Origin of the sequence: Verrucosispora sp. ts21, assembly GCF_002879555.1 — a bacterium.
In the GTDB taxonomy this organism is placed as follows: Bacteria; Actinomycetota; Actinomycetes; order Mycobacteriales; family Micromonosporaceae; genus Micromonospora; species Micromonospora gifhornensis.
Genome location: NZ_PNOZ01000022.1, coordinates 68,675 through 91,563, shown reverse-complemented (window position 1 = coordinate 91,563; position 22,889 = coordinate 68,675). Strand labels below are relative to the sequence as shown.

General features: G+C 69.8%; 21 protein-coding genes. 20 read left to right on the top strand and 1 reads right to left on the bottom strand.

Annotated features, from left to right (window positions below; genetic code table 11):
- The 20 genes from C1A38_RS12350 to C1A38_RS12255 form a co-directional block, all read left to right on the top strand.
- On the top strand, positions 1–159 hold a 159-nt coding region (locus C1A38_RS12350; protein WP_146017527.1), incomplete at its 5' end, for an LPXTG cell wall anchor domain-containing protein.
- Positions 160–345: 186 nt separating this feature from the next.
- Positions 346–1,533 (top strand): hypothetical protein, encoded by a 1,188-nt coding sequence (locus C1A38_RS12345; RefSeq protein WP_102657967.1) that lies wholly within the window; start codon positions 346–348, stop codon positions 1,531–1,533.
- A 140-nt stretch (positions 1,534–1,673) separates the two neighbouring features.
- The gene (locus tag C1A38_RS12340) at positions 1,674–2,381 is read left to right on the top strand and encodes a demethylmenaquinone methyltransferase (protein ID WP_102657977.1); all 708 of its coding nucleotides are present in this window, start codon (positions 1,674–1,676) and stop codon (positions 2,379–2,381) included.
- A gap of 60 nt (positions 2,382–2,441) precedes the next feature.
- Complete coding sequence (locus C1A38_RS12335; RefSeq protein WP_102657966.1) at positions 2,442–2,654, top strand: hypothetical protein; 213 nt, start codon at positions 2,442–2,444, stop codon at positions 2,652–2,654.
- A gap of 93 nt (positions 2,655–2,747) precedes the next feature.
- On the top strand, positions 2,748–4,022 hold the full coding sequence (locus tag C1A38_RS12330; RefSeq protein WP_102657965.1) for a geranylgeranyl reductase family protein: 1,275 nt from the start codon (positions 2,748–2,750) through the stop codon (positions 4,020–4,022).
- 97 nt (positions 4,023–4,119) lie between these two features.
- Complete coding sequence (locus tag C1A38_RS12325) at positions 4,120–4,485, top strand: NADH-quinone oxidoreductase subunit A (RefSeq protein ID WP_013731018.1); 366 nt, start codon at positions 4,120–4,122, stop codon at positions 4,483–4,485.
- Between the two features lie 13 nt (positions 4,486–4,498).
- Positions 4,499–5,176 (top strand): NuoB/complex I 20 kDa subunit family protein, encoded by a 678-nt coding sequence (locus C1A38_RS12320; protein WP_102657964.1) that lies wholly within the window; start codon positions 4,499–4,501, stop codon positions 5,174–5,176.
- Positions 5,173–5,904, top strand: coding sequence for an NADH-quinone oxidoreductase subunit C (locus C1A38_RS12315; RefSeq protein ID WP_013731020.1), 732 nt, complete (start codon positions 5,173–5,175; stop codon positions 5,902–5,904). The genes C1A38_RS12320 and C1A38_RS12315 overlap by 4 nt, the downstream gene beginning before the upstream one ends.
- Positions 5,901–7,226 carry an NADH-quinone oxidoreductase subunit D gene (locus tag C1A38_RS12310; protein WP_102657963.1) on the top strand — a complete coding sequence of 442 codons (1,326 nt, stop codon included), beginning with the start codon at positions 5,901–5,903 and terminating at the stop codon, positions 7,224–7,226. Before C1A38_RS12315 ends, C1A38_RS12310 begins: the two co-directional genes overlap by 4 nt.
- The gene (nuoE, locus tag C1A38_RS12305; protein WP_013731022.1) at positions 7,223–8,260 is read left to right on the top strand and encodes an NADH-quinone oxidoreductase subunit NuoE; all 1,038 of its coding nucleotides are present in this window, start codon (positions 7,223–7,225) and stop codon (positions 8,258–8,260) included. The genes C1A38_RS12310 and nuoE overlap by 4 nt, the downstream gene beginning before the upstream one ends.
- Positions 8,257–9,573, top strand: a complete 1,317-nt coding sequence (nuoF, locus tag C1A38_RS12300) for an NADH-quinone oxidoreductase subunit NuoF (RefSeq protein WP_013731023.1) — start codon at positions 8,257–8,259, stop codon at positions 9,571–9,573. Before nuoE ends, nuoF begins: the two co-directional genes overlap by 4 nt.
- Positions 9,573–12,068 carry an NADH-quinone oxidoreductase subunit G gene (locus C1A38_RS12295; RefSeq protein ID WP_102657962.1) on the top strand — a complete coding sequence of 832 codons (2,496 nt, stop codon included), beginning with the start codon at positions 9,573–9,575 and terminating at the stop codon, positions 12,066–12,068. The genes nuoF and C1A38_RS12295 overlap by 1 nt, the downstream gene beginning before the upstream one ends.
- Positions 12,065–13,411: an NADH-quinone oxidoreductase subunit NuoH gene (nuoH, locus tag C1A38_RS12290; RefSeq protein ID WP_102657961.1), complete on the top strand. Its 1,347-nt coding sequence runs from the start codon at positions 12,065–12,067 to the stop codon at positions 13,409–13,411. The genes C1A38_RS12295 and nuoH overlap by 4 nt, the downstream gene beginning before the upstream one ends.
- Before the next feature lies 1 nt (position 13,412).
- Positions 13,413–14,054, top strand: coding sequence for an NADH-quinone oxidoreductase subunit NuoI (gene nuoI, locus C1A38_RS12285; protein WP_102657960.1), 642 nt, complete (start codon positions 13,413–13,415; stop codon positions 14,052–14,054).
- Positions 14,051–14,821: an NADH-quinone oxidoreductase subunit J gene (locus tag C1A38_RS12280; RefSeq protein ID WP_102657959.1), complete on the top strand. Its 771-nt coding sequence runs from the start codon at positions 14,051–14,053 to the stop codon at positions 14,819–14,821. Before nuoI ends, C1A38_RS12280 begins: the two co-directional genes overlap by 4 nt.
- Positions 14,818–15,135 carry an NADH-quinone oxidoreductase subunit NuoK gene (nuoK, locus tag C1A38_RS12275; RefSeq protein WP_013731028.1) on the top strand — a complete coding sequence of 106 codons (318 nt, stop codon included), beginning with the start codon at positions 14,818–14,820 and terminating at the stop codon, positions 15,133–15,135. The genes C1A38_RS12280 and nuoK overlap by 4 nt, the downstream gene beginning before the upstream one ends.
- A 12-nt stretch (positions 15,136–15,147) precedes the next feature.
- Positions 15,148–17,106: an NADH-quinone oxidoreductase subunit L gene (gene nuoL / locus C1A38_RS12270; protein WP_102657958.1), complete on the top strand. Its 1,959-nt coding sequence runs from the start codon at positions 15,148–15,150 to the stop codon at positions 17,104–17,106.
- Positions 17,107–17,206: 100 nt separating this feature from the next.
- Entirely contained in the window at positions 17,207–18,733 is a 1,527-nt protein-coding gene (locus tag C1A38_RS12265) for an NADH-quinone oxidoreductase subunit M (protein ID WP_102657957.1), read from the top strand.
- Between the two features lie 85 nt (positions 18,734–18,818).
- The gene (gene nuoN / locus C1A38_RS12260) at positions 18,819–20,369 is read left to right on the top strand and encodes an NADH-quinone oxidoreductase subunit NuoN (protein ID WP_102657956.1); all 1,551 of its coding nucleotides are present in this window, start codon (positions 18,819–18,821) and stop codon (positions 20,367–20,369) included.
- A 107-nt stretch (positions 20,370–20,476) separates the two neighbouring features.
- Complete coding sequence (locus C1A38_RS12255; RefSeq protein WP_102657976.1) at positions 20,477–21,544, top strand: polyprenyl synthetase family protein; 1,068 nt, start codon at positions 20,477–20,479, stop codon at positions 21,542–21,544.
- 25 nt (positions 21,545–21,569) lie between these two features.
- Here C1A38_RS12255 and C1A38_RS12250 read toward each other — a convergent pair whose 3' ends face one another.
- Complete coding sequence (locus tag C1A38_RS12250; RefSeq protein WP_013731033.1) at positions 21,570–22,772, bottom strand: MFS transporter; 1,203 nt, start codon at positions 22,770–22,772, stop codon at positions 21,570–21,572.
- Positions 22,773–22,889: the final 117 nt, after the last annotated feature.

The window sequence follows — 22,889 nt, the reverse complement described above, 5'->3', positions numbered from 1 at the left end:
GGCGGCGGTGGCGGCGGCCTGCCGGTCACCGGTGTGCAGGCGGGTCTGATCGGTGGCGTCGGTGCGGCCGTGGTGGTCGCCGGTGCCGTGCTGTTCCTGCTGTCCCGCCGTCGCCGGGTGGTCCTGGTGACCCCGGGTGACGAGAAGACCAACGCCTGAGGCTCGTCCTCTATCGGCCCGCAGGGGCCGTTCACATAACGCAAGGCAGTCAGGGCGAGATGGGTGACCATCTCGCCCTGACTGTGTCCGGAGCGCGTCGCCGGGTGGCGAAGATCCTTGAGTGGCCATCAGCCGGGAAGCTTGTGGTGGATGTGCACCTTCCTTCACTCCCCCGGGGGAATCTCTATGATCGTCCGTACCCGCCGTGCCGTCAGTCTCGCGACGGCGGCGCTGCTCGCCTCGGGCGCGGTCACCGCGCTGGGCGCGCCGGCCCATGCCGCTGGAACCGAGACCGACCTGACGATCACCGCCACCGACACCCGGTTCGCGGCCGGAGCCATCGACGGCAAAGTCGCCTTTGTCAGGATCGCAAATCAGGGCGAGGGCACGCCGCGCAGGGTGCTGCTCAAGGTCGACGTTTCGAAGGTGGACCAGAACAAGCTCTACCTTGAGCCGTTCACCGCCGGCGGGTGCGAGTCCACCGGCGACTCCAGGCCGGAGCTGTTCACCTGCGAGCTGGCCGAGGACATCCCCGGACCGGGCGAGACGGCCGATGTGGGTCTCGAACTGCGGAACGAGACTGATGGCGATGTCACCGAGCCGTACAGCGCTCCGGTGACCATCAGCATCGTCTCGCCGGACGACACCGACGACAGCAACAACAGCATCGACATCACCGTCGAGCTGACCCCGGAGAGCGGTGTCGACCTGGGCGTGCTCATCCTCGATGTGAAGCACCGCATCGCCCTGGACGCCCATGAGGGAATCCTCCCGTTGCGGCCGGGTGACACCTCTCGCGTCTGGAACCTGGTCTACAACTGGGGCGACCGGGTCGCCAAGGGCATCAGGCTGACCTATCAGCTGCCCGAGGGGGTGACCTTGTTCCCGATCGAAGGGTGCGAGATCAGCTCCGACAAGCGCACCGCGATCTGCGAGGACAAGGACTTCGAGCTTGAGCCCGAGTTCATGGTCGGTGTCGACCTGCGGATCGTGGTGGACGAGGATGTCGAGGCCCCGGTCACCCTGAAGGGCGGTTGGATGGAGGTGTCGGCCTTCGGCGCGTTGCCGGCCGGCGTCAAGGCGAGCAAGCGGGCCACGAAGCCGTCCTTCGCCATGGCCGAGGTGCGCAGATTCGACGAGTCGAAGTTCGCCGACCTCGACCCGTCCGACAACAAGGACGACTTCGCTGTGGTGGTGACCGCTGCCGGCGGTGGTGGCGGCGGTGGCGGCGGCCTGCCGGTCACCGGTGTGCAGGCGGGTCTGATCGGTGGCGTCGGTGCGGCCGTGGTGGTCGCCGGTGCCGTGCTGTTCCTGCTGTCCCGCCGTCGCCGGGTGGTCCTGGTGACCCCGGGTGACGAGAAGACCAACGCCTGAGGCTCGTCCTCTATCGGCCCGCGCGGGCCGTTCACATAACGCACGGCAGTGAGGGCGGGGTGGGCAACCACCTCGCCCTCACTGTGTTCGCCGGTGACCTCGCCGCCAGCCGTCGCGGACCGGGCTGGCAGAGTGGAGGGGTGAGCATCCCGCAGGGCCGGCGCGCCAGCCTGGACAAGCAGCCGCACGAGGTCGCCGCGATGTTCGACGGGGTCGCGGCCCGCTACGACCTGACCAACACCGTCCTCTCCTTCGGCCAGGACCGGTTCTGGCGGCGGGCCACCCGCGCCGCGCTCGACCTGCGCCCAGGGGAGCGGGTGCTCGACGTGGGCGCGGGCACCGGGGTCTCCACCGAGGAGCTTTCCCACTCCGGGGCGTACGCGGTCGGTGCCGACCTGTCGCTCGGCATGCTCTACGCCGGCAAGCGCACCCGGCCGCAGGTGCCGCTGCTGGCCGGGGACGCGCTGCGGTTGCCGTTCGCCGACGCCAGCTTCGACGCGGTGACGATCTCCTTCGCGTTGCGCAACGTCAACGACACCGACGCCGCGTTGCGCGAACTGGCGCGGGTGACCCGTCCGGGTGGCCGGCTGGTGGTGTGCGAGTTCAGCACTCCGGTGAACCCCGCCTTCCGTACGGTCTACCTGTCGTACCTGATGCGGTCGCTGCCGGCGGTGGCGCGGACCGTCTCCAGCAACCCCGACGCGTACGTCTACCTTGCCGAGTCGATCCGGGCCTGGCCCGATCAGGCGGCCCTGGCCGCCCGGGTGCAGGCGGCCGGCTGGGGTCGGGTGGCCTGGCGCAACCTGACCGGTGGTGTGGTGGCCCTGCATCGCGGCATTCGGCAATGATTGGCGATATTTAGGGGAAAATCGGTCATTCGCCCTGATTTACGGCTTAGGCTGGCCGGCATGACGGATCCGAGGGATGTCGCCGACGGCGACGCCGCCGAGTTGGTGGAGCAGCTGCGGGATCTGGCCGGCGCGGATCCGGCGGAGGTACGGCAGGTGGTGTCCGAGGTGCTGGCGGCCCTGGACCGGGCCGCCGGAGGCACCCTCCGGGAGCACCTGCCGGAGACGATCCGGGCTGGTCTCGACGCGGCCAGTCCGGTTTCACGAGGTTAGGTAGCCCTAACAAACCGAGCGTACGGCCACAGTCCTAGACTCGTCTCGGCTGGCTTGTGAAGCATTTCACGAGCACGCGGGGAGGAGGCGCAAATGACTGCGGTGGAGAACGACGCCGACGTGATCGTCGTGGGCGCCGGTCCCGGTGGCTCGGCGACCGCTTACCACCTGGCTCGGCACGGCGTACGCGTGCTGCTGCTGGAGAAGACCGAGTTCCCTCGGGAGAAGGTCTGCGGTGACGGGCTGACCCCCCGCGCGGTGCGCCAACTGATCCGGATGGGTGTGGACACCTCGACCGAGGCCGGTTGGCTGCACAACCGCGGCCTGCGGGTCATCGGTGGTGGCGTCCGGCTGGAACTCGACTGGCCGGATCTGGCCAGCTTCCCGAACTACGGCCTGGTGCGTACCCGCCTCGACTTCGACGACCTGCTCGCCAAGCGGGCGGTCTCCGCCGGTGCCGACCTGCGTACCAGCGTCAACGTCATCGGCCCGGTGCTCGACGACAACGGCCGGGTGATCGGCGTCGAGGCCGAGACCGGCCCGGACAAGGCCCCCGCCACCTTCCACGCGCCGCTGGTGGTCGCCGCCGACGGCGTCTCCGGTCGGTTCCCCCTCGCGCTGGGGCTTGCCAAGCGCGAGGACCGTCCGATCGGCGTGGCGGTGCGCCGCTACTACCGCTCCGAGGTCCGGCACGACGACGACTACCTGGAGTCGTGGCTGGAACTGCGGGCCAAGGGCACCGGTGAACTGCTGCCCGGGTACGGCTGGATCTTCGGCCTCGGTGACGGTCGGGTAAACGTCGGGCTGGGCATCCTGAACTCCTCCTCGGCCTTCGGCAAGACCAACTACCGACGGCTGCTCACCGACTGGTTGGCCAACACCCCACCGGAGTGGGGCATGACCGACGAGACGAACGCCGAAGGGCCGACCCTCGGCGCGGCGCTGCCGATGGGCTTCAACCGGGTGCCGCACTACACCCGTGGCGTCATGCTCGTCGGCGACTCCGGCGGCATGGTCAACCCCTTCAACGGCGAAGGCATCGCGTACGCGATGGAGTCCGGCGAACTGGCCGCGGAGGTCGCGGCGCAGGCGCTGGCCCGACCGGCCGGTGCCGAGCGGGAGCGGGCGTTGATGGCCTACCCGCAGGAGCTCAGGACGCGCTTCGGCGGCTACTACCGGCTCGGCGGGATCTTCGTGAAGCTGATCGGCCGCCCGGAGGTCATGCGGGTGGCGACGAAGCACGGCATGCCGCACCCGACGCTGATGCGCTTCGTGCTCAAGCTGCTGGCCAACCTCACGGACCCCCGGGGCGGTGACGCGATGGACCGGGTGATCAATGCGATGACCCGGGTCGCGCCAGCGGTCTAGGACGCAAGGCCACCCCGCCGGAGGGCGTCGGGTGGGATGTGAATAGTGTGAATTTCGCCAACGAACGAGGGCAGGGAAGGACGAGCAGGAGAAGAATATGTCGCTCTCGCCTTACGTACCCATCATCGGGCTGTTCGCCCTTGCCGCGGCCTTCGCGCTGTTCTCGACGGTCGCCACCCGGTTCACCGGGCCTCGGCGCTACAACCGAGCCAAGCTCGAAGCCTACGAGTGTGGAATCGAGCCTAGCCCGCAGCCGATCGGTGGCAGCCGCTTTCCGGTCAAGTTCTATCTGACGGCGATGCTGTTCATCGTCTTCGATGTGGAAATGATCTTCCTTTACCCGTGGGCCGTCTCTTTCGACGCCCTACCGGTGTTCGGGCTCGTGGCCATGTTCGTGTTCATCGGTGCGGTCTTCGTCGCGTACGCCTACGAGTGGCGTCGCGGCGGCCTGGACTGGGACTGAGGGAGGAACCCAGATGGGTATCGAGGAAAAACTTCCCGCCGGTGTCCTGCTCACCTCGGTGGAGAAGCTGGTCAACTGGTCGCGCAAGTCCTCGGTCTGGGGCGCCACGTTCGGCCTGGCCTGCTGCGCGATCGAGATGATGGCCGCCGGTGGGCCGCACTACGACATGGGCCGCTGGGGCATGGAGGTCTTCCGGGCCTCGCCGCGCCAGGCGGACCTGATGATCGTCGCCGGCCGGGTCAGTCAGAAGATGGCCCCGGTGCTGCGCCAGATCTACGACCAGATGGCCGAGCCCCGCTGGGTGCTCTCCATGGGCGTCTGCGCCAGCAGTGGCGGCATGTTCAACAACTACGCCATCGTGCAGGGCGTCGACCACGTCGTACCGGTCGACATGTACCTGCCCGGCTGCCCGCCGCGGCCGGAGATGCTCATCGACGCGGTGCTCAAGCTGCGCGAGAAGATCGGCCACGAGCCGCTCGGGGCGAACGGTCGCAAGATGCTCGCCGCCCGCGAGGCACGCGGTGACGTGCCGGTGGTGCCGTACGGCTCGATGCCGTCGTCGTACCGCAGCGACAAGGCCCGGCGGGCCGAGTGGACGAAGGCTGTCCGCGAGGGCCGCGAGGAGCAGCTGCGGATCGAGAACTGGATGAAGGCCCAGAACCACCTCCAGCCGTACCGGGGGATCAAGTGACTGACTCCAAGCCGAGCACCGGCGGCGTACCGGTTCCGGTGACGCCGGCCGGGGCGACCAGTGGCGCTCCCGCCGAGCTTCCTCCGTCGGCGCCGGCCGGCCGGGGCATGTTCGGCAACCAGGGCAGCGGTGACGTCTCCGGTTTCGGTGGCCTGGTCCGGCCACAGCGCACCATCGAGGACTCGCCCCGGCCGTACGGTGGCTACTTCGACGAGGTCCGCGACGCGCTGGAGGAGGCGTACCCGGCCTTCGGCGAGGCGATCGAGCACGTGGTGGTCGACCGCGGCGAGCTGACCCTGCACATCCGGCCGGAGCGCATCGCCGAGGTCTGCCAGGTGATGCGGGACGACCCGGCGCTGCGTTTCGAGCTCTGCTCCTCGGTCTCCGGGGTGGACTACCTCGGTGCCGACGCCCGCCGGCTGCACGTGGTCTACCAGCTGACCTCGATGACCTACCGGCGGCGGGTCCGGTTGGAGGTCGCCGTCTCCGTCGAGGAGCCGCACCTGCCGAGCGTCACCGCCGTCTACCCGACGGCCGACTGGCAGGAGCGGGAGGCGTACGACATGTTCGGCGTCATCTTCGACGGTCACCCGGCGCTGACCCGGATCCTCATGCCGGACGACTGGGAGGGTCACCCGCAGCGTAAGGACTACCCCCTCGGCGGTGTGCCCGTGGAGTACAAGGGCGCCGAGATCCCGCCGCCCGACAAGCGGAGGTCGTACCAGTGAGCGCTTCCAACTACGCCACCGAACGCGAGACCACCGAGGGTCGCGTCTTCAACGTCACCGGCGGGGACTGGGACGACGTGGTGTCGGGGGTCGACCCGATCAACGAGGGTCGCATCGTCGTCAACATGGGTCCGCAGCACCCGTCCACGCACGGCGTGCTCCGGCTGGTCCTGGAGCTGGAGGGCGAGACGGTCCGGGAGGCCCGCTCGGTCGTCGGCTACCTGCACACCGGCATCGAGAAGAACCTGGAGTACCGCAACTGGGTCCAGGGTTCCACCTTCGTGACCCGGATGGACTACCTCTCGCCGATCTTCAACGAGACGGCGTACGCGCTCGCGGTGGAGAAGCTGCTCGGCATCACCGACGACGTGACCGAGCGGGCCAACACCATCCGGGTGCTCATGATGGAGCTGAACCGGATCTCCTCGCACCTGGTCTGGGTGGCCACCACGGCCATGGAGCTCGGCGCGATCAACATGATGCTCTACGGCTTCCGGGAGCGCGAGTACATCCTGGAGATCTTCGAGCTGATCACCGGGCTGCGGATGAACCACGCGTACGTCCGGCCGGGCGGTGTCGCCCAGGACGTGCCTGACGAGGCGATCGTCAAGATCCGCGACTTCCTCAAGCTCCTGCCGAAGCGGCTCAAGGAGTACGAGGACCTGCTCTCCGGTCAGCCGATCTGGCTGGAGCGGACGCGCGAGGTCGCGGTGCTCGACGTGACCGGCTGCGTGGCGCTCGGCGTCACCGGTCCGGTGCTGCGTTCCGCGGGCCTGGCCTGGGACCTGCGCAAGACGATGCCGTACTGCGGCTACGAGACGTACGAGTTCGACGTGCCGACGCACGCCGACGGCGACGTCTGGGGCCGCTACCTGGTCCGGATGGCCGAGATGCGCGAGTCGCTCAAGATCATTGAGCAGGCGGTCGACCGGCTCAAGCCCGGCCCGGTGATGGTGGCCGACAAGAAGATCGCCTGGCCGGCGCAGCTGGCCATCGGCGTCGACGGCATGGGCAACTCGCTGGAGCATGTCGCCAAGATCATGGGGCAGTCGATGGAGTCCCTGATCCACCACTTCAAGCTGGTGACGGAGGGCTTCCGGGTGCCGCCGGGGCAGGTCTACGTGGCGGTCGAGTCGCCCCGTGGCGAGCTGGGCGTGCACGCGGTCTCCGACGGTGGCACCCGGCCGTACCGGGTGCACTACCGGGAGCCGAGTTTCGTCAACCTCCAGGCCCTGCCGGCGATGGCCGAGGGCGGCCTGATCGCCGACGTGATCGCCGGCGGCGCTTCGCTGGACCCCGTGATGGGAGGTTGTGACCGGTGACTACGGTCTTCACCGACGAGACCCGGGCCCGGGCGCGGGAGATCATCGCCCGCTACCCGGCCGACCGGTCGCGTTCGGCCCTGCTGCCCCTGCTGCACCTGGTGCAGTCCGAGGAGGGCTACGTCTCCCCGGCCGGCGTGGCGTTCTGCGCCGAGGTCCTCGGCCTGAACAAGGCCCAGGTCGGCGCGGTCGCCAGCTTCTACACCATGTACAAGCGCCGGCCCACCGGCGACTACCTGGTCAGCGTCTGCACGAACACGATGTGCAACGTGCTCGGTGGCCAGGAGGTCTACGACACCCTCGCCGAGCACCTGGGCGTCGGGCACGACGAGACCACCGAGGACGGCAAGATCACGCTGGAGCACGCCGAGTGCCTGGCGGCCTGCGACTACGGCCCGGTGATGACCGTCAACTACGACTTCTTCGACGGAGTCGACCCGCAGGGTGCGGTGGGCCTGGTCGACGAGCTGCGGGCCGGCAACCGGCCCACGCCGAGCCGGGGCGCCCGCCTCTGCACCCTCAAGGAGATGTCGGTCCAGCTCGCCGGGTTCGCCGACGAGCGCGAGGGCGCGGTCGCCGACGGCGTGCCGGGCGAGCCTTCGTTGCGCGGCCTGCGGCTGGCGCAGCAGCACGGCGTGTCGGCGCCGGGCTTCGACCCGAACACCCCGATCCGCAGCAGCAAGGCCGGTGACAAGCCGGCCCCGGCCACCCCGCCGAAGGCGGCACCGACCGGGACCACCGCACCCGACGTGGCGGCTCCCGACCGCAAGTCGCCGCAGCTGCGTACGGCCGAGACCCGCCAGCCGGACGCGAAGACCGCCGTGCCGGACGCTCCCGGTACGAAGGTCCCGACCGACGGTGCGGCACCCGGGCCGCGGGACGCCCAGGCGGCGGAGGCGGCCGGTGTGGCGGCCAACAAGCCGGCCAGCGACGCCAAGCCCGCCGGCGACGACGCCGAGGCGCAGGAGCGCAACCTCAGTGAAGCGGAGTCCACCGGCCGTGGCTCTGCGAACGACAAGGGGGGTCAGAAGTGACCACGCCTCGGCCGGAGACCCTGGCCAAGCTGACGCCGGTGCTGACCAAGCGCTGGCTGTCGCCCGACGCCTGGCAGATCGGCACCTACGAGAAGCTCGACGGCTACGCGGCGCTGCGCAAGGCGCTCAAGGCCCACCCGGACGACCTGATCCAGCTGGTCAAGGACTCCGGGCTGCGGGGCCGCGGCGGCGCGGGCTTCCCGACCGGCCTCAAGTGGGGCTTCATCCCGCAGGGTGACGGCAAGCCGCACTACCTCGTGGTGAACGCCGACGAGGGCGAGCCGGGGACCTGCAAGGACCTGCCGCTGATGACGCACGACCCGCACTCGCTGGTCGAGGGCGTGATCATCGCGTCGTACGCGATCCGGGCCAACCGGGCCTACATCTACATCCGGGGCGAGGCGGTGCACGCCGCGCGGCGGCTGCGCAACGCCGTCGAAGAGGCGAAGGCCAAGGGCTACCTGGGGAAGAACATCCTGGGCAGCGGCTTCGACCTGGAGCTGGTGGTGCACTCCGGCGCCGGGGCGTACATCTGCGGCGAGGAGACGGCGCTGCTGGACTCGCTGGAGGGCTTCCGCGGCCAGCCTCGGCTGCGTCCGCCTTTCCCGGCCACCCACGGCCTGTACGCCAGCCCCACGGTGGTCAACAACGTCGGCACCATCGCCAGCGTGCCGTACATCGTGCTCGGTGGCGCGGACTGGTGGAAGTCCATGGGCACGGAGAAGTCCGCCGGCCCGATGATCTACTCGCTCTCCGGGCGGATCGCCAACCCCGGCCAGTACGAGTGCGGCCTCGGCATCACCCTGCGCGAGCTGATCGAGCTGGCCGGCGGGATGCAGCCGGGGCACAACCTGCGGTTCTGGACCCCGGGTGGCTCGTCGACCCCGCTGCTCACCGCCGAGCACCTGGACGTGCCGCTGGACTTCGAGGGTGTCGCGGCGGCCGGGTCGATCCTCGGCACCACGGCCACCCAGATCTTCTCCGACCAGGACTGCCCGGTCTACGCGACCTACCGGTGGCTGGAGTTCTACCACCACGAGTCGTGCGGCAAGTGCACCCCGTGCCGGGAGGGCAATTACTGGATGGTGCGGGTCTACCGCCGCATCCTGGCCGGTCAGGGCACCCACGACGACCTGGACACCCTGCTCGACACCTGCGACAACATCCTCGGTCGCTCGTTCTGTGGCCTGGGTGACGGTGCCACCAGCTCGGTGACCTCGTCCCTGAAGTACTTCAAGCAGGACTACCTCGACTACATCGAGGGCCGGACTGCGCCGAAGTTGTCCGACAAGCAGTTGGTGGGAGCCCACTAATGACGGACGTAGCGAAGTCGACCGAGACGGTCACCCTCACCATCGACGGTGTCGAGGTCACCGCCCCCAAGGGTGCGCTGCTGATCCGGGTGGCCGAGCAGATCGGCACCGAGATCCCCCGGTTCTGCGACCACCCGCTGCTGGCCCCGGCCGGCGCCTGCCGGCAGTGCCTGGTGGAGGTGGAGGGGCAGCGCAAGCCCGTCGCCTCCTGCACCCAGACGGTGGCCGAGGGCATGGTGGTTCGTACCCAGCTCACCTCCCCGGTCGCCAAGAAGGCGCAGGAGGGGGTCATGGAGCTGCTGCTGCTCAACCACCCGCTCGACTGCCCGATGTGCGACAAGGGTGGCGAGTGCCCGCTGCAGAACCAGGCCATGTCGACCGGGCGCACCGACTCCCGGTTCCACGAGCACAAGCGGGAGTACCCGAAGCCGCTGCCGATCAGCACCCAGGTGCTGCTCGACCGCGAGCGGTGCGTGCTCTGCCAGCGTTGCACCCGGTTCTCCGAGGAGATCGCCGGCGACAAGTTCATCGACCTGATGAACCGCTCCTCCGCCGAGGAGATCAACATCTACCGGGACGAGGCGTACGGTGAGGAGGGCGACTCCGGGGACGTCCCGTTCAACTCGTACTTCTCCGGCAACACCGTGCAGATCTGCCCGGTCGGTGCGCTGACCGGCACCCAGTACCGCTTCCGGGCCCGCCCGTTCGACCTGGTCTCCACCCCCAGCGTCTGCGAGCACTGCTCGGCCGGCTGCGCCCAGCGCACCGACTGGCGGCGCGGCAAGGTGCTGCGCCGGCTGGCCGGCGACGACCCGCAGGTCAACGAGGAGTGGAACTGCGACAAGGGCCGCTGGGGCTTCCAGTACGCCCGGGCCACCGACCGGCTCACCACCCCGCTGGTCCGCGACCAGAGCACCGGTGAGCTGCGGGAGGCTTCCTGGAGCGAGGCGCTGCGCGTCGCCGCCGAGGGGCTGCGGGCCGCCCGTGACGGTGGCCAGGGTTCGGCGGTGCTCACCGGCGGCCGGCTGACCGTCGAGGACGCCTACGCGTACGCGAAGTTCGCCCGGGTCGCGCTGCACACCAACGACATCGACTTCCGGGCCCGGCCGGTCTCCCGCGAGGAGGCCGACTTCCTGGCCAGCACGGTCGCCGGCAGCACCGACGTCACCTACGCCGACGTCGAGAAGGCCCCGGCCGTGGTGCTTGTCGGCCTGGAGCCGGAGGAGGAGTGCCCGATCCTCTTCCTGCGCCTGCGCAAGGCGTACCTGAAGAACAAGCTCAAGGTGTACGCGATCGCCCCGTTCGCGACCCGCGGCCTGGAGAAGCTCGGTGCCAAGCTGGCCCGGGTGGTGCCGGGCGAGGAGGCCGGGGTGCTCGCCGAGCACGCGACGGTCGCCGAGGCGCTCAGCGCCGAGGGCGCGATCCTGATCGTCGGCGAGCGACTCGCCAGCGTGCCGGGTGGGCTCTCCGCCGCCGCCGAGGTGGCCGCGCGTACCGGCGCGAAGCTGGCCTGGGTGCCGCGGCGCGCGGGTGACCGTGGCGCGGTGGACACCGGCTGCCTGCCCAACCTGCTGCCCGGCGGGCGTCTGGTCACCGAGCCGGCCGCCCGTGCCGAGCTGGGTGAGGCCTGGGACATCCCGGCCGGGGTGATCCCGAGCCAGGCCGGTCGGGACACCGACGGCATCCTCGCCGCCGCCGCGGCGGGTCAGCTCGGTGCCCTGGTGGTGGCCGGCGTCGACCCGGCCGACCTGGCCGACCCGCGGCTGGCCGAGCAGGCCCTGGACGCGGTGCCGTTCCTGGTCAGCCTGGAGCTGCGGGCCACTGCGGTGACCCGCCGGGCGGACGTCGTCCTGCCGGTCGCGCCGGTGGTCGAGAAGGCCGGCAGCTTCCTGGACTGGGAGGGCCGGCTGCGTCCGTTCGACGCGGTGCTGACCACCGCCGCGATGACCGACGGTCGGGTGCTCGACGCGCTCGCCGCGCAGCTGGACGTGCGGTTGGGCACCGGGGACGTGCTGAGCGTCCGCCGCGAGCTTGGTGGACTGCCGCAGACCAGGACGACCCGGCCCGGCGCCCCGTCGGTCACGCCGACCGCGGTGCCGCAGCCGGGTGCCGGCGAGGCGGTCCTGTCGACCTGGCACCAGCTGATCGACCTGGGCAGTCTCACCGACGGTGACGAGCACCTGGGTGGCACCGCCCGTCCGCCGGTGGTCCGGCTGGGCAAGGGCACCGCCGAGGCGCTCGGTGTCGCCGACGGCGACCCGGTGACGGTGGGCACCGACCGGGGGGCGTTGACTCTCCCGGTGGCGATCACCGAGATGCCGGACGGGGTGGTCTGGCTGCCCACCAACTCGCCCGGTGCGACCGTGCGGCGCAGCCTGGGCGCGACCTCCGGCGCAGTGGTGCGGATTTCCGCGCCCGGCACGGCCGAGTCGGTCGCCGCCGACGCGGCCGGCCGTCCGGGCCCGCTCCTCAACTCCTCCGGGGGTGTCGCATGAACCCGCTCGCTCAGCCACCGTCGCTTACCGACTTCGGCCACGATCCGTGGTGGCTGATCCTCGGCAAGGTCGTCTTTGCCTTCGTCGTCGCGCTGCTCGGCACGCTGCTCGGTGTCTGGTTCGAGCGACGGGTCGTGGGGCGGATGGCGGTGCGGCCCGGCCCGAACCAGCTGGGCCCCTTCGGTCTGCTCCAGACCCTCGCCGACGGCCTGAAGATGGCCTTCAAGGAGGACATCCTCCCGAAGGCCGCCGACAAGGTCATCTACTTCATCGCCCCGGCCATCTCGATGATCTGCGCGGTCACCATGCTGTCGGTGATCCCGTTCGGCCCGATGGTGAGCATCTTCGGCCACCAGACGCCGTTGCAGGTCACCGACGTGTCGGTGTCGGTGCTGGTGGTGCTGGCCCTGTCCTCGATGGCGGTGTACGGCATCGTGCTCGCCGGTTGGGCCTCCGGTTCGACCTACCCGCTGCTCGGTGGTCTGCGTTCCACCGCCCAGCTGATCTCGTACGAGGTGTCGCTGGGCCTGTCCATCGTGGCGGTCTTCATGCTCGCCGGCACGATGTCCACAAGCGAGATCGTGGCCGCACAGGGGCAGGGCGTCACGCTCAACCTGTTCGGCGCCGAGCTTCCCGGCCCGGGCTGGTTCGCACTGCTGCTCTTCCCGAGCTTCGTGGTCTTCCTCATCTCCATCGTCGGTGAGACCAACCGGCCGCCCTTCGACATGCCCGAGGCGGAGTCGGAGCTGGTGGCGGGCTTCATGACCGAGTACAGCTCGCTGAAGTTCGCGCTGATCATGCTCAGCGAGTACGTCGCGATGGTGGCCATGTCGGCGTTCACCGTGACGCTCTTCCTCGGCGGCTGGTACGCGCCGTGGCCGATCAGTATCTGGTCGGGTGCCAACTCCGGTTGGTGGCCGCTGCTCTGGTTCTTCGCCAAGGTCATCCTGCTGGTCTTCGTCTTCGTCTGGCTGCGTGGCACGCTGCCCCGGCTGCGCTACGACCAGCTCATGCGCCTCGGCTGGAAGGTCCTCATCCCGGTCAGCCTGGTCTGGATCGTCTTCCTGGCCACCTGGCTCAAGGTGCAGGACTGGGAGCGCAACGACCGGCTGGTGGTGTTCGGCATCCTCGGCGGTATCGCACTGATCGCCGCCCTGTTCTGGCCGAACCGCAAGCCGGAGCAGAAGCCGACCGTCGCCGAGCAGGTCGAGAACCGGCCGCAGGGCAGCTTCCCGCTGCCCCCGATGGACCTGCAGGTACCACCGAGCCCGCGCACCCGGCGCATGGTCGCCGAGCGGGAGCCGGCCAACGTCCCCGCCGGCCAGGACTCTGAGGAGGTGTGACGTGGGCGCGATCACCGGAACGTTCAAGGGCTTCGGGGTCACCTTCTCGCACATGTTCAAGAAGGTCGTCACCACCGACTACCCGTTCACCCCGCCGACGCCGGCCCCCCGTTACCACGGGCGGCACATCCTCAACCGGCACCCGGACGGGCTGGAGAAGTGCATCGGCTGTGAGCTGTGCGCCTGGGCCTGCCCGGCGGACGCGATCTACGTCGAGGGTGGCGACAACACCGACGAGCAGCGGTTCTCGCCGGGTGAGCGGTACGCCAGCGTCTACCAGATCAACTACGCGCGGTGCATCTTCTGCGGACTGTGCATCGAGGCCTGCCCGACCCGTTCGCTCACCATGAGCAACGAGTACGAGCTGGCCCGGGACAACCGGCAGGACCTGATCTTCACCAAGGAGCAGTTGCTCGCGCCCCTGCTCGAAGGGATGGAGCAGCCGCCGCACCCGATGCGCCTGGGCGACAGCGAGAAGGACTACTACGTCGGCAGCCTGACCAACCCGGGTACCTCGGCCGGTGCCGAGCGCTCGCCGATGGGGCCGGGCCGCTACCAGGTGGACGAGCACCCGGGCGTCACGTTCCCCGGTGCCGAGCAGGCCGCCCAGCGAGCTGCGGCGGAAAAGGGAGAGACGGCATGACCACGTCGACGGTGCTCGCCGCCGCGGGGGCGGTCTCCGGCGGGGAGGCGGTGACCTTCTGGATCCTCGCCCCGCTCGCGTTGGCCGGCGCGATCGGCATGATCGCGGCGCGCAACGCGGTGCACTCGGCGCTCTGGCTGGTGCTGACCATGCTCAGCCTGGGCGTGTTCTACGTGCTCCAGGCGGGGCCGTTCATCGGCATGGTGCAGATCATCGTCTACACCGGCGCGATCATGATGCTCTTCCTGTTCGTACTGATGCTTGTCGGCCGGGATGCCTCCGACTCGCTGATCGAGGTACTACGCGGTCAGCGGATCGCCGCGATCGGGCTCGGCGTCGGCTTCGCCGCCCTGCTCGGCAGCGGCACCTACCGGGCCACCCAGGGCACCGAGGCGGTCGGCCTGGAGCAGGCCAACGCCGGCGGCAACGTACAGAGCATCGCCCGGCTGCTGTTCACCGACTACGTCTTCGCGTTCGAGCTCACCGCGGCGCTGCTGATCACCGCCACCATCGGCGGCATGATCCTGGCGCACGTCGAGCGGCGCAAGGAGGACCGGCGCGACCAGGTGGCCACCATGAAGGCGCGCTTCACGCCCGGCAACTACCCCGGCCCGAAGCCCGGCCCGGGTGTCTTCGCCACCTCCTCGTCGGTCGCCACCCCGGCCCGCCTGCCGGACGGGCGACTCAGCGACCGGAGCACGCCGGACATCCTGCCGGTCCGCGAACTGACCGCCGAGGAGACCACCCTGAAGGGCACTGAGAAATGAGTGACTTCTTCTCGGTCGAGCCGAACTACTACCTGGTCCTCGCCGCGGTGCTGTTCACCATCGGCGCGGCCGGGGTGCTGGTCCGGCGCAACGCGATCGTGCTGTTCATGTGTGTCGAGCTGATGCTCAACGCGGCCAACCTGGCGTTGGTCACCTTCAGCCGGATGAACGGTGACCTCAACGGCCAGATCATGGCGTTCTTCGTGATGGTGGTGGCGGCGGCCGAGGTCGTGGTCGGGTTGGCCATCATCATGGCGATCTTCCGCACCCGGCGCTCCGCCAGCGTCGACGACGCCAACCTGCTGAAGTACTAGAGGGGCCCACCGGTGGACGAAATTCTGACGTACGCCCAGGCTGCTCCGGCCGAGACGGTCTCGTACGCGACGGCCGACGGCCTGCTGAGCAGCGTCTGGCTGCTGGTGGCGATCCCGCTGCTCAGCGCGGCGGTGCTGCTGCTGCTCGGGCGGCGGGCCGACCGTTGGGGACACTGGCTCGGCGTCGCCGCCATCGGCGCGGCGTTCGTGCTCGGGTTGAGCTACTTCCTCGGTCTGCGCGGCCTGGAGAACAAGTCGGTCGAGCTGAGCCTCTGGGACTTCATCGCGGTCGGCGGCCTGCACGTCGACTTCGGCCTGCTCTTCGACCCGCTGGCCGGTGTCTTCGTCCTGCTGATCACCGGCGTGGGTTTCCTGATCCACCTGTACGCGGTCGAGTACATGGCGCACGACCCGGGTCGGCGGCGGTTCTTCGCCTACTTCAACCTGTTCGTCGCGGCCATGCTGCTGCTGGTCCTCGGCAACAACTACGTGATGCTGTACTTCGGCTGGGAGGGCGTCGGTCTGGCGTCGTACCTGCTGATCTCCTTCTGGTACACCAAGCCGGCCGCGGCCACCGCCGGTAAGAAGGCGTTCCTGATGAACCGGGTCGGTGACGCCGGTCTGGCCATCGCCATCTTCATCATGTTCGCCACACTCGGCACCACCCAGTACGACGAGGTCTTCAACGGCGTCGGCGCGCTGGCCGGTGGCACCGTGCTGGTGCTCGGCCTGCTCCTGCTGCTCGGTGCGGCCGGTAAGTCCGGTCAGTTCCCGCTGCAGGCGTGGTTGCCGGACGCGATGGAGGGCCCGACCCCGGTGTCGGCGCTCATCCACGCCGCGACGATGGTCACCGCGGGCGTCTACCTGATCGCCCGATCCAACATCATCTTCTCGGCCAACACCACCCTGCAACTGGTGGTGGTGAGCGTCGGTGCGCTGACCCTGGTGATGGGCGCGATCATCGGCTGCGCCAAGGACGACATCAAGCGGGTGCTGGCCTGGTCGACGGTGAGCCAGATCGGCTACATGTTCCTCGGCGTCGGCCTGGGTGGCGCGGCGTACGCGCTGGCCATCGTGCACCTGCTGGCGCACGGCTTCTTCAAGGCCAACATGTTCCTCGGTGCCGGCTCGGTCATGCACGGCATGAAGGACCAGGTGGACATCCGCCGCTTCGGTGGCCTCTCCAAGTACATGAAGATCACCTGGTTGACCTTCGGTGCGGGCTGGCTGGCCATCATCGGCATGTTCCCGTTCTCCGGGTACTTCTCCAAGGAGCCGATCATTGCCGCCGCCTTCGAGCGGGAGGGCTGGACCGCCTGGCTGTTCGGTGGGGCCGCGGTACTCGGTGCCGCGCTTACCGCCTTCTACATGACCCGGCTGTTCATGCTCACCTTCCACGGGCCGAAGCGGTGGACCACGGACATCGAGCACCCGCACGAGTCCCCGCCGCTGATGACCATCCCGCTGATCCTGCTCGGCATCGGCTCCCTCGGCGCGGGTTGGCTGCTGGCCACCTCGGTGCCGGACTGGCTGACCGCCACCGCCGGGCTGAGCGCGGGCGAGGCGCACCACGACGCGGTGCTGCCGCACTGGGCGATCGTCGCGCTGTCGCTGGGCGTCACCGTGCTCGGTGCCCTGCTCGGTTGGTTCCTGTTCCGGGGCGGTACGGCCATCGAGCCGCAGCCGGCCGGGGTGCTTGTCACCGCCGCTCGCAAGAACCTCTACACCGACACGGTCAACGAGGCGGTCTTCGAGAAGCCGGGCATCTTCCTCACCCGGGCGCTGGTCTACCTGGACAACCGGGGGATCGACGGGCTGGTGAACGGTCTGGCTGCCGGTGTCGGCGGCGGTTCGAGTCGCCTTCGGCGGATGCAGACCGGCTTCGTCCGGTCGTACGCCACCTCGATCCTGACCGGTGCGCTGCTGGTGGTGGCCGCCTTCCTGGCCGTCCAGGCGGGGTGGTTCGCGTGATCGACCTTCAGGGGTCGGGAAACCGCGCGGCTTTCCCGACACTCTCCCAGGCGGCCGTCGCCGGCGGACCGCGCTTCGACGACGGAGGTAAGGCCGCATAATGTCCGACTTCCCGTTCCTCTCGGTGCTCACCGTGGCGCCGCTGGTCGGCGCAGTGTTGGTCGCCCTCCTGCCGCGAAGCCGGCCGACGCTGGCCAAGCAGGTCGCGCTCGGCTGGTCTCTGCTGGTGCTGGCGCTGTCGATCGTCATGTGGGTGACCTGGCAGGTCGACGGCCAGCGCTTCCAGTTCCGCGAGTCGTACCCGTGGATTCCCAACTGGGGTGTCAACTTCACCTTCGCCGCCGACGGCATCGCGCTTGTCATGCTGATGCTGATCGCGGTGCTGGTGCCGCTGGTGATCCTGGCCTCCTGGCACGACGCCGAATCCTCGAAGCGGTCGGTACCTGCCTACTTCGCGTTGCTGCTGGTCCTCGAATGCACGATGCTCGGTGTCTTCGCTGCCGCCGACGTCTTCCTGTTCTACGTGTTCTTCGAGGTCATGTTGGTGCCGATGTACTTCCTGATCGGCAGCTACGGCGGCCACCAGCGGCAGTACGCGGCGGTCAAGTTCTTCCTCTACTCCCTGGTCGGCGGTCTGTTCATGCTGGCCGCGGTGATCGGCCTGTGGGTGGTCGGCGGCAAGACCTTCGACTGGGTGGCGCTGTCCGAGGTGGACATCTCCACCGGCGCGGAGCGCTGGCTGTTCCTCGGGTTCTTCATCGCCTTCGCGATCAAGGCACCGTTCTTCCCGTTCCACACCTGGCTGCCGGACGCCGGTGGTGCGGCGCCGGCCGGTGCCGCCGCCCTGCTCGTCGGCGTGCTGGACAAGGTGGGCACCTTCGGCATCCTGCGCTACTGCCTGCCGCTGTTCCCGGACGCGGCGCAGTGGTTCGCGCCCTGGGCGCTGGCCATCGCGGTGATCGGCATCATCTACGCCGCGCTGCTGGCGGTGGGCCAGAACGACCTGAAGCGACTTGTGTCGTACACCTCCATCGCGCACTTCGGCTTCATCGGCGTCGGCATCTTCGCCTTCACCACCCAGGCCGGTACGGGTGCGGTGCTCTACATGGTCAACCACGGGCTCGCCACCGGTCTGCTCTTCCTGGTGGTCGGCATGCTGGTCGCCCGCCGGGGCTCGGCGTTGATCAGCGACTTCGGTGGTGCCGGCAAGCTGGTTCCGGTGCTGGCCGGGGTGCTCTTCTTCGCCGGTCTCGCCTCGCTGGCGCTGCCCGGCACCGCGCCGTTCGTCTCCGAGTTCCTGGTGCTGATCGGCACGTTCACGGTGAACAAGCCGGTGGCGGTGATCGCCACGCTCGGCATCATCCTGGCCGCCGCGTACGTGCTCTGGATGGTGCAGCGCACCACGCAGGGCACGCTCAACCCGGCGCTCACCGAGATCGACGGGATGAAGCGGGACCTGAACCTCCGCGAGAAGTTCGTGGTCGCGCCGCTTATCGCGCTGATCGTGCTGCTCGGCTTCTACCCCAAGCCGGTCACGGACGTGATCAACCCCGCCATCCAGGCGACGATGGAGGACGTCGGCCGGACCGACCCGGCTCCGACGGCAGTGCAGGAGGCCGCCCGGTGAGCGCGAGGAGTGAGCTTGCTGGTTCGGTGAGCGCGAGGAACGCAGCGCAGCGGAGTACCGCAGTCGCGAACGAAAGGCTGGTCTGGTGAACGAGTTTGAACTGCCGCCGATCGACTACGCGGCACTCGCGCCGATCCTGATCATGATGGGCGCGGCGGTGGTCGGGGTGCTGGTCGAGGCGTTCGTGCCTCGCCGCCTGCGGCACCCCATCCAGCTGCCGCTGGCGCTGCTGGCGGTGCTCGCCGCGCTGACCATGGTGGTGTTCAACGCCGACAAGCGGCTGATCACCATCGGGGTGATCGCCATCGACGGGCCGACGCTGTTCCTCCAGGGCGGAATCCTGGTGCTCTCGGCGGTGGCGTTGCTGCTGATCGGTGAGCGGGCGATCGAGCGTGGTGGCGCGTTCGTCGCCCAGGCCGCCATCACCGCCGACTCGCCGGACGACCGGCGGCAGGCGCAGCGCGCCGGCGGTGCCGGCGAGGTGTACCCGCTTGTCACCTTCGCCATCGGCGGCATGCTGATCTTCGTTTCGGCGAACGACCTGCTGACCATGTTCATCGCGCTCGAGGTCTTCTCGCTGCCGCTCTACCTGCTCTGTGCGCTGGCCCGCCGCCGCCGCATCCTGAGCCAGGAAGCGGCGATGAAGTACTTCCTGCTCGGCGCGTACGCCTCGGCCTTCTTCCTGTTCGGCCTGGCCCTGCTGTACGGCTTCACCGCCGGCCTGGGCGACCGCCCGGCCGGGGTCGACTTCGCCACCATCCACGCGGCGGTGGCCAACTCGACGCAGAGCCCGGTGCTGCTCTTCGCCGGTATGGCGCTTGTGGCGATCGGCCTGCTGTTCAAGGCCGCTGCGGCACCGTTCCACGTCTGGACTCCGGACGTGTACCAGGGCGCTCCGACGCCGGTGACCGGCTTCATGGCGGCCTGCACGAAGGTGGCCGCGTTCGGTGCCCTGCTGCGGGTGTTCCACGTCGCCTTCGAGGGTGCGCGCTGGGACTTCACTCCGGTGCTCGGCGTGGTGGCGGTGCTCACCATGCTGGTCGGCGCGGTGTTCGCGGTGACCCAGACCGACATCAAGCGGCTGCTGGCGTACTCGTCCATCGCCAACGCCGGGTACCTGCTGGTCGGCGTGTTGGCACCGGGCGCGAACGGGCTCTCCGGGACCATGTTCTACCTGGTCGCGTACGGCTTCGCGGTGCTCGCCGCGTTCGCGGTGGTGACCCTGGTCCGGGACGCCGACGGCGAGGCCACCCACCTGTCCCGGTGGGCGGGGCTGGGCCGGCGTTCCCCGCTGTACGCGGCGGTGTTCACCTTCATCCTGCTGGCCTTCGCCGGCATCCCGCTGACCAGCGGCTTCACCAGCAAGTTCGCGGTGTTCGGGCCGGCTCTGGAGGGTGGGCAGGTCTGGCTGGTGATCGCCGGTGTGCTGACCAGCATGGTGCTGGCCTTCCCGTACCTGCGGGTCGTGGTGATGATGTGGCTGTCCGAGCCGGGTGAGTCGACTCCGACGGTCACCGTGCCCGGTGGGTTGACCTCGGCCGCCCTGGTGATCGGCGTGATCGCCACCCTGGTGCTCGGTGTCGCGCCGGGCCCGCTGCTGGATCTGGCCTCCGGTGCCGCCGAGTTCGTGCGGTAGCTGCTGACCCTGCTGACGAGGGCCGGCTCACGACTGTGGGCCGGCCCTCGCCGCGTATCCCCGGTCCGGTGCAGGTAGAGGCCGTGTGGCATGGTGGAGCTGTGGCGATCAGGGGTGGCGAGGGTTCAGGTGTCACCGGCTCCGGTGCCCGCCGGAACCGGCTTGGCGCAGGTCAGTTCGGCGCGCTCGGCCTTCATCTCGCCGACTCTCGCACGGAGGAGTCCGTGCTGGGTCTGCTGGAGGCGGTAGAGGCGGAACTGCGGGAAACCGTCGCCAGCGCCGACCCGTTCGTGACCGAGGCCGCCCGCCACCTGGCGGACGCCGGTGGGAAGCGTTTCCGGCCGCTGCTGGTGGCGCTGGGCGCGCAGTTCGGCGACCCGAGCCGGGCGGAGATCGTGTCGGCCGCCGTGGTGGTGGAGCTGACTCACCTCGCGACGCTCTACCACGACGACGTGATGGACGAGGCGCCGGTGCGCCGGGGCGCCCCGAGCGCCAATTCCCGCTGGACCAACTCGGTGGCGATCCTGGTCGGCGACTACCTCTTCGCGCGGGCCGCGGACGTCGCGGCCGAGCTGGGCCCCGAGGCGGTACGCCTGCAGGCACGCACCTTCGCCCGACTGGTGCACGGTCAGATCGCCGAGACCGTCGGGCCTCGGGCCGGCGACGACCCGGTGACGCACTACCTGCGGGTGATCGCGGAGAAGACCGGTTCGTTGATCGCCACCAGCGCGCACTTCGGTGGCCTGTTCTCCGGGGCCACTCCGGAGCACGTGGCGGCGCTGGCCGGCTACGGCGAGACCATCGGGGTGGCGTTCCAGCTCTCGGACGACCTGCTCGACATCGCCAGCGAGTCCACGGAGTCGGGCAAGACGCCCGGCACCGACCTGCGGGAGGGTGTGCCGACGCTGCCGGTGCTCTACGCCCTGGCGGCGGACGACACCGACGCCGCCTCGGTGCGACTGCGGGAGATCCTGGCCACCGGCGCGTTGACCGACGACGCGCTGCACGCCGAGGCGCTCGGTCTGCTCCGCGAGTCCGCGGCGCTCAAGCGCGCCCGGGAGACCGTCCGCAGTTACGCCGAGGACGCGCGGGCCCAGCTGGCGCCGCTGCCGCAGATCCCGGCCCGACGGGCCCTCGAATCGCTCTGCGACCACATCGCCGACCGCACCAGCTGACCCGCCGTCGATCCTCCGGCACCTCTCAAGCCGGGCGGGTGGCCACCGGGTGGCGCTGGGCGGACAGCAGGCGGGTGGCGGTGAGCATCAGCGCGGCGGCGGCGAGCATGGCGACGGCCGCGGTGAGCCACATCGTCGGGTAGCCGGCTGCGGCGGCGAGCGGGCCGAGGGTCAGTGGACCGAGGGCGCCGCCGGCGTACACCCCGGTCTGGGTGATCGAGGTGGCGGCCCCCGGCGCCTGCGGATGCAGCTGGACCACGGCGAAGTTCATCAGCCCCGGCCAGGACCAGCCCAGGGCGAAGCCGAGCAGTACGCCGACCACCAGCGGGGCTGAACCGGCCATCGCGAGCAGGGCCAGCCCGATCGCCCCCACGACGAGATTGCCGGCGATGATCGTGACGTGCCCGCCGGAGCGGCGGTCGGCCAGCCAGCCGAGACCGACCCGGGCCGTGACGCAGGCCGCGCTGCCGAGGGTCAGGGTCAGCCCGGCCAGCGCCGGTTCGAGTCCCCGGTCGACTGCCGCGTCCACCACGAAGGTGCCAAGCGCGCCCGCCGCCCCGGCGGCGAGCGTCGCGGCGATGCCGACCACCACCAGCGGAAACGTCCCGCGCCCGGCACCACGGACCGAGCGGCGTGCGGGTTGCGCCGGCTGCGCCGGTACGGCCGGCAGGGTGGCCAGCGCGGCCCCGGCAGCGGCCACGAACGCCCAGCGCCACCCGACGGTGAGGGCGAAGGTGGGCACCGCGGCCCCGGCCAGCAGGGTGGAAACCGGAATGGCGGCCTGTTTGATGCCGAACGACAGGCCCTGCCGCCGTGCCGGCACGTGCCGGGCGAGCAGCACGTTGCTGGACAGCTGGCCGAGCGCGTTCGCGGTGCCGGACACCGCGAGCAGGGCGAGCAGCACCGGGTACGACCGGGCCAGCACCGCCACCGCGAGCAGGCAGGAGGCGGAGACGAGGATGCCGGCGCGGGCCACCACGGCACCGCCCCAACGCTCCACCAGAGCCCCGGACGGTACGGAGGCGAGCGCGCCCACCCCGAAGTAGACCGCGACGACCAGCCCGAGCCCGGCGGGTGAGAAGTGCAGGTCCTCCCGCATCTGCACGGCGAGACCGCCGACCAGGAAGACCGGTAGGACGCAGGCGATGGTCACCACGACGGCCACCGCGCTGGCTCGGACCGGCCTGGTGGTGGCCGTGGTGTCGGGAAGAGGAGCAGTGTCGGGCATGGTGAGATCAACCTATTCGAGCGCCGACGCGGCGACACAAAGTGCAACCGAGATCACTTCACGTGTGCCGATTACCTGCGTCATCCATCCGATCAGGGATTTCGCCTCGGGCCGCTT